Raw genomic sequence first — 12,188 nt, forward strand, 5'->3', positions numbered from 1 at the left:
TCTGTATAGTAGTTTATATACATTTGATTGTCTATGTCGCTATTATTATGCTCTAGATTAATTATTTAGTTAGCACGTTGTACGTCTACATCATCTAGTGCTCGTTAGCATCACTTGGTACGGGAACCTCCGAGTACTACACTATCCTCTCCGTCGGCAGCTTCGGATGTGTATAAGACACAGGTGCTGGTCCTCGCCGTGGAGGCCCGTGCCCGTCGCATCGACGAACTGCTCGACGACCGCCTGAGCGCCGTGCCCGCGCCCCCGGGGCGGCGGGCGGGCCGCGGGGGCCGACGGGTCCCGGCCGGGTGACGGCCCCGCGGACGGCTTCCTGGGACCGCCTCGACCGGGGGCCGCTCCCGGCCGTCAGCCCGTTCCGGCAGCCGGCGACACCCGTGGTGCTGCGGAGACGTCCGGTTGTTCCGGTGGGGAGGGCTCCGTACTCGGGGAGGGAGCCGGGCCCGGCAGAGGGTGCGTGCGCAGGTGCTCGGTGACCTGGTAGCCGGCCGCGGTCACCGGAACGGCCAGGAGCGCCCCGGCCAGGCCCCAGAGCAGCGCTCCGGCCGTGACGACGACGAGGACCACGAGCGGGTGGAGGTCCACGGCGCGGCCCACGATCAGCGGGTGCAGCACGTTGCCCTCGACCTGCTGCACCACGACGACCACCACGAGCACGACGAGTGCGTCGGTCGGTCCGTTGGTCACCAGGGTCACGAGCACCGCGACCGCGCCGCTGACCGTGGCACCGAACAGCGGGACGAAGGCCCCGACGAAGGTGAGGACGGTCAGCGACACCCAGAGCGGGACGCCGAGGGCAAGCAGGGCCAGCCCGATGCCGGCCGCGTCGATGAGGGCGACCACCACGATCCCCCGTGCGTAGTGCGACAGGGACGTCCAGGCGGACCGCCCGGCGCCGTCCAGCTGGTCCCGCCGCCGTCCGGGCAGGCGCCGCACCACCCACGCCCACATGGCGGCGCCGTCCTTGAGCAGGAAGAACGTGGCGAATGTCGCGAGGACGACGGCGGCCAGCGCGTGCAGCGCCGCCCGGGCCGCGGACACCGGTCCAGGCGTCAGTCCGTACACCGCCTCCACGGCCGTGTTCTGCAGTTGGGTGATCCGCAGGGGATCGAGCCCCAGCGGTCCGTCGATGAGCCAGGTCCGGATGCGATCGATGCCCGCGGCCAGGGGAAGCGCGAGCTCCTGGATCGTGCCGGCCGCGCGGAACCCGACGAGCAGCCCCACACCGCCGAGGAACCCCAGGGAAGGAGCACGCAGAGGAGGGCGGCGCCCGCACGCGGCACCCCGAGGTCGCGCAACCGTCGGGCGATCGGCGCGAGCAGCGCGGCCAGGAGCACCGCCACCGCGAGGGGAACGGTCAGGAGCGGCGCCCGGGTGAGCACCCACAGGCCAGCCACGCGGTTGCGGCGGTCCCCAGAACCGCTCCGCTCACGGTCAGCGCCCGCAGCGCCCAGGCGGGCACGCCGGACGTCCCGCGCGGCTGGTCGGTGCCGCCGGCCAGGTCGTCGGCCACCGTCGTGCGCAGGGTCATCGGTCTCCACCCCGGATCGGGCCGGGGCGTCCCCGCGGTGCCCGGGGCGTGCCCGGACGGGGACAGCGGCGCCCGTCCTCCGGCGGACCGTCGCGGATTCGTCATCCGCGCCGCCCCGACGGTGACGGGTGCATGAACAGCGCAGGAGCCCGCCCGCTCCCTGCGGACGCTCAGCTCCCCTGCGGAGCGACCGAGGCGTAGTCCTCCCGGTCCACCGGTCGGGCGGTCAGGCCACTGTCGGTCGGAACCTCGATGGGGGAACCCTCGACCGTGAACCGCACGTCGGTGACCGAGGGCAGCTCGGTCAGCGTCCACACGACCTGGGCCACCGCCAGCAGCTGGTTCCCACCGGTCAGCCCGGTGAAGCCGCGGGCGAGCGAGACCGTCGCCGTCCCGTCGGGGGAATCCTCCTCGGCTCCGACCACCTCGGGCGCCAGGGCGGTCCGGACACCGTCCGCCGCCTCGATCCGCGTGGGCCCCTCGAGGAGCAGGTCCAGGGCGACGCCTGCCGTCGGCGCCGGGGTCCGCCGCTCCGTCGGCGCCAGCTCGGCGCCGCGCACGAAGTACACGGTGAGGCCGGGTCCGGAGGACGAGGTGCCGGTGCTGGGCTCGAACGCCGGTCCGGCCGCCGTGGGGACCGTTTCCGGACGGTCCTGCGCAGGTACTCCGCACCCGCCGGTCACCGCCGCGGAGAGGGCCAGCAGCGCACCGAGAAGCGCCTCGCGCCGGCTCACGGCACCGGACGGATCGGGAGCTCGACGCCGAACCGTGCACCGCCCGACGGGCTCTCGCCCACGGTCACGGTGCCGCCCATGGCGTGCACGTGGCGGGCCACCAGGGCCAGACCCAGGCCGGCGCCCTCGGTCCGGGTGCGGATGCCCCCCGCGCCGCGGGCGAAGCGGTCGAAGACCCGTTCCCGCTCCCCGGGAGGCACCCCGGGGCCGTCGTCGTCGACGAGGACGCAGGCGGTGTCCGCACCGCGGGCGACGGTGATCGCCGTGAGCCCACCGCCGTGCTTGTCGGCGTTGTCCATGAGATTGCCCAGCACCCGCTCGAGCCGCCGCTTGTCGGCGTGGATCACCACCTCGGCGGCCTCGGACGTCACGCTGAGCCGCTCCGCGCCCCGGCCGAGGAGCCGGCGTCGCGACAGCGCCTCCTCGACGAGGGCGGCCAGCCGCACCTCCTCGACGACGAGGTCGGCGTTGCCCGCGTCGGCCCGGGAGATCTCCAGCAGGTCGGCGACGAGCCGCTCGAACCGGTGCAGCTCGGCGCGCAGCATGTCCAGCGCTTCACTGCCCTCCGGCGGCAGGTCCTCCGCGGTCGTCTCCACGAGTTCCAGGGCCCCGAGCATCGCGGTCAGCGGGCTCCTCAGCTCGTGGCTGACGTCGGCAGCGAACCGCGCATCTGTGCGGACGCGGGCCTCCAGCGCGGCGACCGTGCGGTTGAACGAGGAGGCGATCGGTACGAGCGAGGGGTCGCCACGAGGGTCGATGCGGGTGGTCAGGTCGCCTGCTGCGATGGACTCGGCGGCCGAGGAGATGCGGTGCAGCGGGCGCAGCGCTGGGCCGGTGACCCACCAGCCGACCGGGAGCAGGAGCGGGACGAGTCCGGCCACCGAGAGCGTGAGCACGGTGCCGAGGACTCGGTAGGTGTTGTCCAGCTCCTCGAGCGGGAAGATCTCGAAGTAGGCCTCGTCGAGCCCGACCAGGGGGATGCCGACGGCCATCACGGTGGCGTCCCCGACCGTGATCCGCTGCCGGGCGGGGGTGCCCGCCAGCACCTCGTCGGCCAGGCCGTCGGGCAGGTCGTCGCGACCGATCAGCAGCGACGTGGTCACCCACTCGCCGTCGTCCACGTAGAGGGAGACCGAGCCGGTTTCCCGCGGGAGCTGCGCGAGGAGCTGGGGAACCGTCAACCCCTCGGTGCCCAGCGCCCGCTGCACCTGTGCCGCGTTGTCCGCGGCCTGCACGAGCGTCGTGCGTTCGCGCTGCACGAGCAGGTACTGGGAGACCGCGACCCAGACCGCCACCGCGAGGACGCCGGAGAGCACCGTGGTGACCGCGGTGAAGGCCAGGGTCGCCCGACCCCGGAGCGTCCGGACGGGCCCGAACGGCGTCCGGCGCCCGCGCCCCACGTGGTCGCGGGCCGGCTCGGCGGCCGGCGAGGGCGGGATCTCCGCGCGGGGCCGCGTCGCCGTCACGCCGGGATGCGGTAGCCCATGCCCCGCACGGTGGTCACCACCGTCGGCTGCCCCGGATCGATCTCGACCTTCTTGCGCAGCCGCCGCACGTGCACGTCGACCAGCCGTGAATCGCCGAAGTAGTCGTAGCCCCAGACGCGTTCCAGGAGCTCCTCGCGGCTGAGCACGCGGCCGGGCTCCTCGGCGAGCTCGCACAGCAGGCGGAACTCCGTGCGGGTCAGGTTCACCGCCTCGCCGTTGCGCATCACCGTGCCGTCCTGAGGGGCGATCTCGAGATCTCCGACGGTGATGCGCGCCCGGGGCTCGGGGACGCGGGTGCGGCGGGCGAGGGCCCGGATCCGCGCGGACAGCTCCTTGGCCACGAAGGGCTTGGAGACGTAGTCGTCGGCGCCGGCCTCGAGACCCGCGACGACGTCGTGGCTGTCGGACCGGGCGGTCACCATGATGATCGGCACGTTGGAAGTGCGCCGGACCTCGCGGCACACCTCGAAGCCGTCCTTGCCGGGCAGCATCAGGTCCAGCAGGACGACGTCGAACTCCCGCTCGCCGAGCTGCTCGAGCCCGGACTCGCCGCTGGCGGCCTCGGTCACATCCAGCCCTTCCCGCTGCAGGGTCATCTGGAGGATCCGGCGGATGCGGGGATCGTCTTCGATGATGAGCACGGAACGGGGCACGTCACGAAGTCTGCCCATGCCGCCCCTCCTCGCACCAGGCGCCCGGCCCGCCGGGGTCGACCGGCGCCGTCGGATCCTGACCCGGCTGCCGCCCGAGCATGCGGGCCGCCGCCGGATGTCGCGTAACCGTCATGGTGGTCCGCCCGGGCGGGAGGCCCCGGATGAGGGTCCGGTGACGCCACCGGGCGGTTGGCTCCCGTGGGTCAGCGGAGGTGCGGTGCGGCGGGCGCCTCCCACCGACCGGTCAGCGCGTCGCCCAGCTGCTGCCGCCACCGGCTGATCTCCGCCGGCGCCACGGTGGTGGAGCGCTCGGCGAGGTCCACGACGCGGTCGAGGTACCGGCGCAGGTCCTCGTCGAGGACGCCGGCCGGTGCCCGCCAGGCGAGCTCCCGCAGCAGGCCGGCCAGGCGGCGCAGCACCGCCGGCTGCCCCTCGCCGAACTGCACCGGTTCCTCGAGGCCGAGGCGCACGAGGTCGGCCAGTTCCCACTGGCGGGCGACCAGTCGGACGACACCGCGGCCGTCGCGGCCGAGCAGCGGTCCGAGCGGCCGGCAGGCGAGCTCACCGAGCAGCGCGGAGATGTGCGACAGGGCGTGCACCGCCGTCGTGGGGTCGTTCGTCCCCGGCGAGAGTGCCCGCACGCCGATGTCGACGACCTTGCGCAGGCTGTAGGCGACGTCGCGGTGCGGGGTGCGCTCGAACTGGAGGCGCAGCCCCTCGTCGAGGGCCCGCTGCACCGCGGCGAGGTCGGGTGCCCGCCCCGGGTCGCTCGGCCCGACGTGGGCGACCGGGGTACCCGCGACGACGGAGTCGCCGATCCGCGGTTCGAGCAGCACCACCGCGTGTGCCTCCTCGGCGACCGCCGCTATGCGGTCGCCGTCCACGTCGGTGAGGAAGCCGCTGCCGCCGGCCGGGAGCGGGACGACGGGCCCGGTCGGCGCCGAAGGCGGGGCCGGGGGCCCGTGGACCTCGTTGTCGGGGAGCGCGCGCGAACGTGGCGCGGGCCTCGGCGGAGACGTCGCGCAGCATGGTCTCCACCCGCGGCGATCGCGCGAGGTGGCCGAGGAACAGCACCCCGACCAGCAGGGCGAGCGTCGCCTGCACGACCCGGTCGGTGACGAAGGTCTGCAGGAGGCGGGGGGAGTGCTGGCTGCTGCTCGGCTGGAGCGCGACGACGGTGAACGAGAACGTCAGCCCGGTGACCGAGATCAGCGAACCGGCGATCGCGGCCAGGACGTCTCGGGCGGCAGAGGAGCCGCCGCCGAACACCAGCGTCAGCGGATGCTGCCCGCCGGCCTGCTGGAGCACTCCGTCGAGAGCAGGCAGGCCGATTCCCAGCCCGATGGCGACCACGATCGCCATCACGGGGAGGGGCCACAGCGAGCCGGCCACCCGCGCCCGGGCGCGCCGGAGGACCCCGACGGCCACGCCCGCCCGGGACGTCGCGCGAGGTGCATGACGGTCAGTCAGCCACGACCCGGCGTCCTCGGCCGGGCCGCCCCGGGATCGTCATGCGCCGATCCGGATGCGCAGCGGGGCACCGGGCGGCTCCGGCTGATCACCCGCCCCGCCGCGCTCCCTGGGGGCGGCTGAGATCCTGAGCTGCGGGCCGAGGTCCGAGTGCCGGAAGGGCCTGCGCCATAGTGGTGGCTGCTCGTATCCGCAGCGACGCTGCACCAGGAGGCCGCGCACATGCCCAGAGCTCTGCTGCTCGAGAACATCGACCCCGTGGCGGTCGAGCTGCTGTCGGCGGCCGGCTACGAGGTGGAGTCGGTGCGCGGAGCGCTCGACGAGACCGACCTGATCGAGGCGCTCGAGGGCGTCCAGGTGCTGGGTATCCGGTCGAAGACCCGGGTGACGGCGAAGGTGCTGGAGAACAGGCCTGGCCTCGACGCGGTGGGCGCCTTCTGCATCGGCACCAACCAGATCGACCTGGCGGCGGCGACCGCCGCAGGGGTGGCGGTGTTCAACGCGCCCTTCTCCAACACCCGCAGCGTCGTGGAGCTGGCGATCGCGGAGATCATCAGCCTGGCCCGGCGGCTGAGCGACCGCGACCGGGCGCTGCACGCCGGGACGTGGGACAAGTCGGCGTCCGGGAGCCACGAGATCCGGGGACGGACGCTCGGCATCGTCGGCTACGGCAACATCGGCAGCCAGCTGTCGGTGCTCGCCGAGGCGCTGGGCATGCGGGTCGTCTACTACGACCTCGAGGACAAGCTGGCGCTGGGCAACGCGCAGCGCTGCGACACCCTCGACGAGCTGCTGGAGCGCGCGGAGACGGTCTCGCTGCACGTCGACGGCCGCGGCGGCAACGCCGGCATGTTCGGCGCCGAGCAGTTCGCCAAGATGCGCCCGCGCAGCCTGTTCCTCAACCTGTCCCGCGGCTTCGTCGTCGACCACGAGGCGCTGCGCGACAACATCCTCAGCGGCCATCTCGCCGGCGCGGCCGTCGACGTGTTCCCCGAGGAACCGCGGGAGCAGGGCGACGCGTTCGAGTCGGTGCTCCGCGGGCTGCCCAACGTGATCCTCACCCCGCACGTGGGTGGCTCGACCCAGGAGGCGCAGTACGACATCGGGCGCTTCGTCGCGGGAAAGCTCGCGGACTACACGCGCACCGGGACGACGACGCTCAGCGTCAACCTGCCCGCGGTGGTCCTCCACGGGTCGTCGGCGGCCCGGTTCGGGCTGCTGCACCACAACGTGCCGGGCGTCCTGGCGCGGGTGGACGCGCTGGTGGGGGAGTCCGGGCTGAACGTGGACGGGCAGATCCTCGTCACCCGTGGTCAGTTCGGCTACGTCGTCACCGACGTCAACGCCGACCTCCCGCCGGCGCTGCTGGCGGCGCTGCGGGAGCTGCCCGAGACGGTTCGCCTGTCCACGTTCGGCTGAGGCGGCCGGCGCCGGGCGCCGGCCGCCTCGCTCCCGACCCGCGGCGTCCCGTCAGGGCTGCGGGCGCTCGGGACCAGGCGGCTGGTCGTGGACCTGGTGGAAGGCCATGACCGGCTGCCCGGTCACGAGCGCCGGTGCACGGGCGAGGAACTCGCGCGTGTGGTCGTGCTCCATGTGCGCGTCGAGCGCGGCCTGGTCGGCCCACGTCTCGATGCTCAGGATGCGGTCGGGGTTCTCGACGTCCTGGGCGAAGGAGTAGGCCAGGCAGCCCCGATCGGCACGGGTGGCCGCGGCGACCGCCTGCGCCGCGGCGATCAGTGCGTCGCGGGAGCCGGGTGCGGCGGTGGCGCTGCCGATCACGATGAGCACGGATCAGCCCTCGATCAGGGCGAGCTGCTTGTTGATCTCGCGAGGGTTGGAGTCGCCGGCCATCTTCTGCAGGAACGGCGTGTGGTCGAAGACGAAGTCGCGGAGCGGCCGGAGCGGCGCCGGCGCGTGGTGGAAGACCTTGCCGAGCATCCACGCCATCTGCACCTGCTTGGCCGTGTGCGGCTTGCGGGGCTCCTCGTAGGACTGCAGCGCCCGGGCGACCGCGGCGGCATCGGTGAGGTCGACCCCGCGCAGCGCGACGCCCAGGAAGTAGCCGTCCTCGATCGACATGCCCGCCCCGTAGGCGGCGTAGGGCGACGTCGGATGTGCGGCGTCGCCGACGAGGGTGGCGCGGCCCTTCGACCACTGCTCCAGCGCCGGCCGGTCCCGCAGCACCCAGCGCTGCACGTTCTGCGCCTCGGTCGCGGCGATCAGGCCGGGCAGCGGCGCGGGGAACTCGGCCCCGAGAGCGGTGGCCGTCGCCTTGAGGTCGGTCGGTGCCGGCGCGTCCGGGTCGGTCGCGGTCAGGACCCACCACTGGTGGCCGTCGCGGCCGTCGTGCCGGATGGAGGTCCAGCTGCCCTGCGTCGTCCGGCTGTGGGTGAGCACGCACTTGTTCGGGATCGTGCCGTCCACCTCGGCGAAGGTGAACCCGCCGAAGATGTGCAGCCGGTGCTCGCGTTTGGGTGCCTCGCCCCAGAGCGTGCGGCGGACCAGCGAGTCGATGCCGTCGGCCCCGACCAGCACGTCGTGCTCGGCGGTGGTGCCGTCGGCGAAGTGCAGGGTGACGGCGCGGTCGTCCTGCTCGATGCGGTCGACCTGGGAGTTGAACCGGATCAGGCCGTCGGGGATCGCGGCGAGCATGCGCTGGTAGAGCTGCGGGCGCAGCAGGCCGATGAAGCCACCGCCGAACTCCCGCTGGACGTCCTCGTCGAGCTTGACGTCGACGCGCACCTTGCCCCGGACGTTGCGGAACTCGGAGTGCGTGGGGGCGCCCAGGTCGTCGGTGTCGACACCGAGTGCCCGCAGGGCCTTCAGCGGCGGCGGCCACAGGTTGAGGATGTTGCCCGCGGGGCGGGCCTCCCGGTACCGCTCGTAGACGACGACGTCGTGTCCGGCCTTGAGGGCGCCGAGAGCGGCGGCCATGCCGGCCGGGCCGGCGCCCAGGACGGCGACGCGGCCGCGGCCGCGGGGGGAGGGTGAGGAAGGGGTCATCGAGCACCTCGGTGTGATCGCGCAAACCGTAGCGAGCGCTACAGTTAGCGCGGGACTGTAGCGCTCGTCACTGTTCTGTCAAGGGTCGGGAAGGATGACCGCATGGATGCCGAGCTCGAGGTGCGCCCGCCCAAGCAGCAGCGGAGCCGGGAGGCCTGGAACCGGGTGCTCGACGCAGGCGTGGCCGTGCTGGAGGAGGGCGGCTCCGACTCCTTCACCATCGCGGCGGTGTGCGACCGGGCGAGGGTCGCGCCGACCGCGATCTACGCCCGCACCACCAGCAAGGACGCGCTCTTCCTGGCCGTCTACGAGCACGGTGTCGGGCGGCTGCGCGACGAGCAGGCCGTCTTCGCCGACGACACCCGGTGGGCCGGCCTGCCTCCGGCCGAGCTGGTGCGGGCCGCGGTGGCCGAGATGGTCGGGATCTCCTTCCGCCATGCACCGTTCCTGCGGGCCGTCGTGCTGGTCTCGGCCGTCCACCCTGAGGTGCGGCGCCGGGGATCGCGCTACAGCCAGGAGCTGGGCGAGGGCTTCGTCCAGGTGGTGCTGGCCGCCCGGGACGTGATCGGCCATCCCGACCCCGAGGCGGCCGTCCGTTCGTGCTTCGGCACGGTCTTCGCCGCGTCGATCATCCGGGTGGCGTACGGGCCCGGGTTCGCGACACCGACGCCGGTCGACGACGAGCGCTTCGTCGCCGACCTCGGCGAGACGGCGGCGCGCTACCTGCTGGCAGACGTCGTCGACTGATCCAGGGCGGCGCCCACCTCGGTGACTACGTCGAGAAACCAGCGTTGCCCGGGATCGAGATGCCGGACGGGGTGTGGCCAGGCCGTCTCGGTGAGGGGCGAGAGCTGGACGGGGGGGGGGTCGACCCCCTGGAGTTCGCCGCCGTCGGGTCACCGGCCAGGCGCCCGTGCACGAGGACCAGCAGGTCGATGCCGACCACGAGGCGGTCGAGCGCTCATGGGCCGGATCGCGCAGCTCACCCGCCGCCCGCCTGACAGCCAGGTCAGATCCGGACGGCAATCTTCCCCAGGGCGCCGTCGCGCAGGGCGGCGAAGGCGCTGTCGATCTCGTCCATGCGGAACGTCCGGGTGACCGGAGCTCGCAGCCGGCCGCTGCCGGCGAGTTCCCCGAGGAGGGCCATCGCGGCCCGGTCCGCCTCGGCCCGGACGTTGACCGTCCGGAAGCCGGACAGCGCGTCCGCGTCGGCCGCGTGCCCGGTCGACGCCACCCTGCCGCCGGGTGCCAGTACGCCGGCGGCGAGGGCCGTGAGGACGCCGCGGTCGCGGTTCACGAGGTCGATCACCGCGGCGACGCCGGCGGGTTGCATCGAGCGGACCCGCTCAGCGAGGTCGCCGGTCGACCAGTCCACGACTTCGGTCGCACCCATGTCCCGGACGTGCTTCTCCTCCTCGCCCGGCCGGGCGGTGGCCACCACCGTCGCGCCCCTGGCCACCAGCATCTGCACGGCGTAGCTGCCGACGCCTCCGGTGGCGCCGTTGACCAGGACGACCTCGTCGGTCGTGGGAGCGATGGCCTCGACGCAGCGCAGGGCGGTCAGCGCAGCCAGCCCGAGCGCCCCGGCAGCTGCCTCCGTCACGCCGTCGGGAACCGCCGCCAACCAGTCGCGCGGGACGGCGACCAGTTCGCCGAACGAGCCGCGCGCCGCGACGAGCTCCCGGACCAGGCCGAAGACCCGTTGGCCAGGGGTGAGGTCGTGGACGCCATCACCGACAGCCTCCACGACGCCGGCGACGTCGCTGCCGAGCACGACGGGGTAGCGGTAGGTCATGTAGCGGGCGGCGGCGCCGCTGGCGACCATCACGTCGTGCGGGTTCACGGACGACGCCGTCACCCGCACCTGGACCTCGTCGTCGGCCGGCTCTGGAACCTCGATCTCGGCGAAGGCCGGTGCGGCTCCCTCGGCCGGGAGCACGTAGGCGCGCATCAGTAGGCCTCCTGAGCGATGCGGGCCTGGGCGCCCGGGATGCCGAGCTCCAGCAGCTCGGCCTCGTCGGGGGTCAGGTCGTCCCCGCCGGACTCCTGCTTGAGCAGCGCCAGCGACATGTCGGCGACGAACAGGGCACGGTCACGCCGACGGTGGAACCAGGAGTCCAGCGCTCGGTCGAGCGTCTGGTGCTCGTCGAGGGCTGCGGCAAGGGTTACAGCGTCCTCCACGGCCATGGCGGCGCCCTGAGCCATGTGCGGGGTACTCGTGTGTGCCGCGTCGCCGGCGATCGCGATCCGGCCGCGGAACCAGGGTTCCCGGACGGTCACGTGGTACAGCGGCGCGTAGCTGACGTAGCTGTCCTCGGTGATGTTGTCGCGCATCTCGCCGATCCGGCCGGAGAAGCCCTGCATGCGCTCCTTCACCAGTCGCACGAAGTCGGCGGAGTCGAACCTGGGGTTCCCCGGCTCGGGGGTGACGAGCCCGACGTACATCTGCGCATCGCTGATCGGCGTGAGCACCGCCTTGGCAGGACCGCTGATGGCGAAGGCGATGTGGGTGAGGTCGGCCGGGCGCGGCATGGTGACTCGCCAGCAGGCGGACCCGGTGTAAACCGGTGTGTACCGGTCCCCGAACAGGTGTTCGCGGATTCTCGAGTTGAGACCGTCGAAGCCGACCACCAGGTCGTAGCGGTTGCTGGCGGTGCCCAGGTCGCGGACGGGCGGGGTGCGCTTGCCGGTCCAGGTGGCCAGTTCGACCTCGACGCCGTCGGCGTCCTCCGTCATGTCCCACACGGTGGCCCCGGTGCGGATGCGGGCACCGGCCTTCTCAGCGGCGTCGCGAAGGATGCGGTTGTAGACGGGACGGCCGATCGCGTTGTTGGACGGCTTGCCGTAGCGCCCGTCCGCCGGCGGGATCGCCGCGACCTGCACTCCCGCCGGGTTCCAGATGGCGAGCGGCTCGAAGGGGAAGCCGACCTCGAGGCAGGCGTCGCGGACACCGATCTCGTCCAGAGCGGCCAAGGCGTTGTTCGGTTGGCTGAGCCCGACGCCGAGGACCGCGTCCGGCCCGGAGGCCTCCACGACATCGACCTCGATGCCACGCTGGCCGAGCGCAGCGGCGAGCGTCAGGCCACCGACCCCCCCGCCCTGGATCAGGACCCTGTGAACGGCGGCCATCAGCGGCACAGCCCGGCGCCGGGGGTGGCACTGGTCAGCACATCAGCCATGGAGTCCTCCTCGAGCGGCGCGGGCGAGGGCCCGCCGTGGTGATGCCGGTCACGGTATGGACGGCGACTGCTGCCGGGAACACACGATTGGCGAGGGCGCATATCGATCGAAT

General features: G+C 73.1%; 12 protein-coding genes and 2 pseudogenes. 3 read left to right on the forward strand and 11 right to left on the reverse strand.

The genetic code is table 11. The features are described from left to right. Positions 1–168: 168 nt before the first annotated feature. Positions 169–312 carry a hypothetical protein gene (locus tag C5508_RS19380; RefSeq protein ID WP_157943920.1) on the forward strand — a complete coding sequence of 48 codons (144 nt, stop codon included), beginning with the start codon at positions 169–171 and terminating at the stop codon, positions 310–312. A gap of 54 nt (positions 313–366) precedes the next feature. On the opposite strand, the gene C5508_RS02835 is transcribed toward C5508_RS19380, so the two are convergent. The 7 genes and pseudogenes from C5508_RS02835 to C5508_RS20650 form a co-directional block, all read right to left on the reverse strand. After that, positions 367–1,404 carry an AI-2E family transporter gene (locus tag C5508_RS02835; protein WP_104523427.1) on the reverse strand — a complete coding sequence of 346 codons (1,038 nt, stop codon included), beginning with the start codon at positions 1,402–1,404 and terminating at the stop codon, positions 367–369. Further along, positions 1,376–1,549 carry a hypothetical protein gene (locus tag C5508_RS19385; protein ID WP_157943924.1) on the reverse strand — a complete coding sequence of 58 codons (174 nt, stop codon included), beginning with the start codon at positions 1,547–1,549 and terminating at the stop codon, positions 1,376–1,378. Before C5508_RS19385 ends, C5508_RS02835 begins: the two co-directional genes overlap by 29 nt. Before the next feature lie 170 nt (positions 1,550–1,719). Beyond that, positions 1,720–2,283, reverse strand: a complete 564-nt coding sequence (locus tag C5508_RS02840; protein ID WP_104523429.1) for a GerMN domain-containing protein — start codon at positions 2,281–2,283, stop codon at positions 1,720–1,722. Next, entirely contained in the window at positions 2,280–3,749 is a 1,470-nt protein-coding gene (locus C5508_RS02845; protein ID WP_104523431.1) for a HAMP domain-containing sensor histidine kinase, read from the reverse strand. The genes C5508_RS02840 and C5508_RS02845 overlap by 4 nt, the downstream gene beginning before the upstream one ends. Beyond that, the gene (locus tag C5508_RS02850; protein ID WP_104523433.1) at positions 3,746–4,423 is read right to left on the reverse strand and encodes a response regulator transcription factor; all 678 of its coding nucleotides are present in this window, start codon (positions 4,421–4,423) and stop codon (positions 3,746–3,748) included. The genes C5508_RS02845 and C5508_RS02850 overlap by 4 nt, the downstream gene beginning before the upstream one ends. A gap of 203 nt (positions 4,424–4,626) precedes the next feature. Then, positions 4,627–5,361 (reverse strand): annotated as a pseudogene (locus C5508_RS02855) (DUF2254 family protein); the annotation flags it as partial. A gap of 193 nt (positions 5,362–5,554) precedes the next feature. Continuing rightward, positions 5,555–5,785: pseudogene (locus C5508_RS20650) on the reverse strand (DUF2254 family protein); the annotation flags it as partial. 330 nt (positions 5,786–6,115) lie between these two features. On the opposite strand from C5508_RS20650, the gene serA reads away from it, so the two are divergent. After that, positions 6,116–7,312: a phosphoglycerate dehydrogenase gene (gene serA, locus C5508_RS02865; protein ID WP_104523437.1), complete on the forward strand. Its 1,197-nt coding sequence runs from the start codon at positions 6,116–6,118 to the stop codon at positions 7,310–7,312. Positions 7,313–7,363: 51 nt separating this feature from the next. On the opposite strand, the gene C5508_RS02870 is transcribed toward serA, so the two are convergent. After that, positions 7,364–7,681 carry a putative quinol monooxygenase gene (locus C5508_RS02870; protein ID WP_104523439.1) on the reverse strand — a complete coding sequence of 106 codons (318 nt, stop codon included), beginning with the start codon at positions 7,679–7,681 and terminating at the stop codon, positions 7,364–7,366. 3 nt (positions 7,682–7,684) lie between these two features. Beyond that, positions 7,685–8,896 carry an FAD-dependent oxidoreductase gene (locus tag C5508_RS02875; RefSeq protein ID WP_104523441.1) on the reverse strand — a complete coding sequence of 404 codons (1,212 nt, stop codon included), beginning with the start codon at positions 8,894–8,896 and terminating at the stop codon, positions 7,685–7,687. 102 nt (positions 8,897–8,998) lie between these two features. Here C5508_RS02875 and C5508_RS02880 point away from each other — a divergent pair, with 102 nt between their 5' ends. Beyond that, complete coding sequence (locus tag C5508_RS02880) at positions 8,999–9,643, forward strand: TetR/AcrR family transcriptional regulator (protein ID WP_104523443.1); 645 nt, start codon at positions 8,999–9,001, stop codon at positions 9,641–9,643. 262 nt (positions 9,644–9,905) lie between these two features. Here C5508_RS02880 and C5508_RS02885 read toward each other — a convergent pair whose 3' ends face one another. Beyond that, positions 9,906–10,847: a quinone oxidoreductase family protein gene (locus C5508_RS02885; protein WP_198597815.1), complete on the reverse strand. Its 942-nt coding sequence runs from the start codon at positions 10,845–10,847 to the stop codon at positions 9,906–9,908. Beyond that, positions 10,847–12,025, reverse strand: coding sequence for an FAD-dependent monooxygenase (locus C5508_RS02890; protein ID WP_104523517.1), 1,179 nt, complete (start codon positions 12,023–12,025; stop codon positions 10,847–10,849). The genes C5508_RS02885 and C5508_RS02890 overlap by 1 nt, the downstream gene beginning before the upstream one ends. Between the last annotated feature and the right edge of the window lie 163 nt (positions 12,026–12,188).

Source organism: Blastococcus atacamensis, assembly GCF_002938425.1.
In the GTDB taxonomy this organism is placed as follows: domain Bacteria; phylum Actinomycetota; class Actinomycetes; order Mycobacteriales; family Geodermatophilaceae; genus Blastococcus; species Blastococcus atacamensis.

Excerpts from the sequence above, each read along its gene's own strand:
- C5508_RS02875 (WP_104523441.1), bottom strand. The coding sequence starts at position 8,896 with ATGACCCCTTCCTCACCCTCCCCCCGCGGCCGCGGCCGCGTCGCCGTC.
- C5508_RS19385 (WP_157943924.1), bottom strand. The coding sequence starts at position 1,549 with ATGACCCTGCGCACGACGGTGGCCGACGACCTGGCCGGCGGCACCGAC.
- serA (WP_104523437.1), top strand. The coding sequence starts at position 6,116 with ATGCCCAGAGCTCTGCTGCTCGAGAACATCGACCCCGTGGCGGTCGAG.
- C5508_RS02890 (WP_104523517.1), bottom strand. The coding sequence starts at position 12,025 with ATGGCCGCCGTTCACAGGGTCCTGATCCAGGGCGGGGGGGTCGGTGGC.
- C5508_RS02885 (WP_198597815.1), bottom strand. The coding sequence starts at position 10,847 with ATGCGCGCCTACGTGCTCCCGGCCGAGGGAGCCGCACCGGCCTTCGCC.
- C5508_RS02880 (WP_104523443.1), top strand. The coding sequence starts at position 8,999 with ATGGATGCCGAGCTCGAGGTGCGCCCGCCCAAGCAGCAGCGGAGCCGG.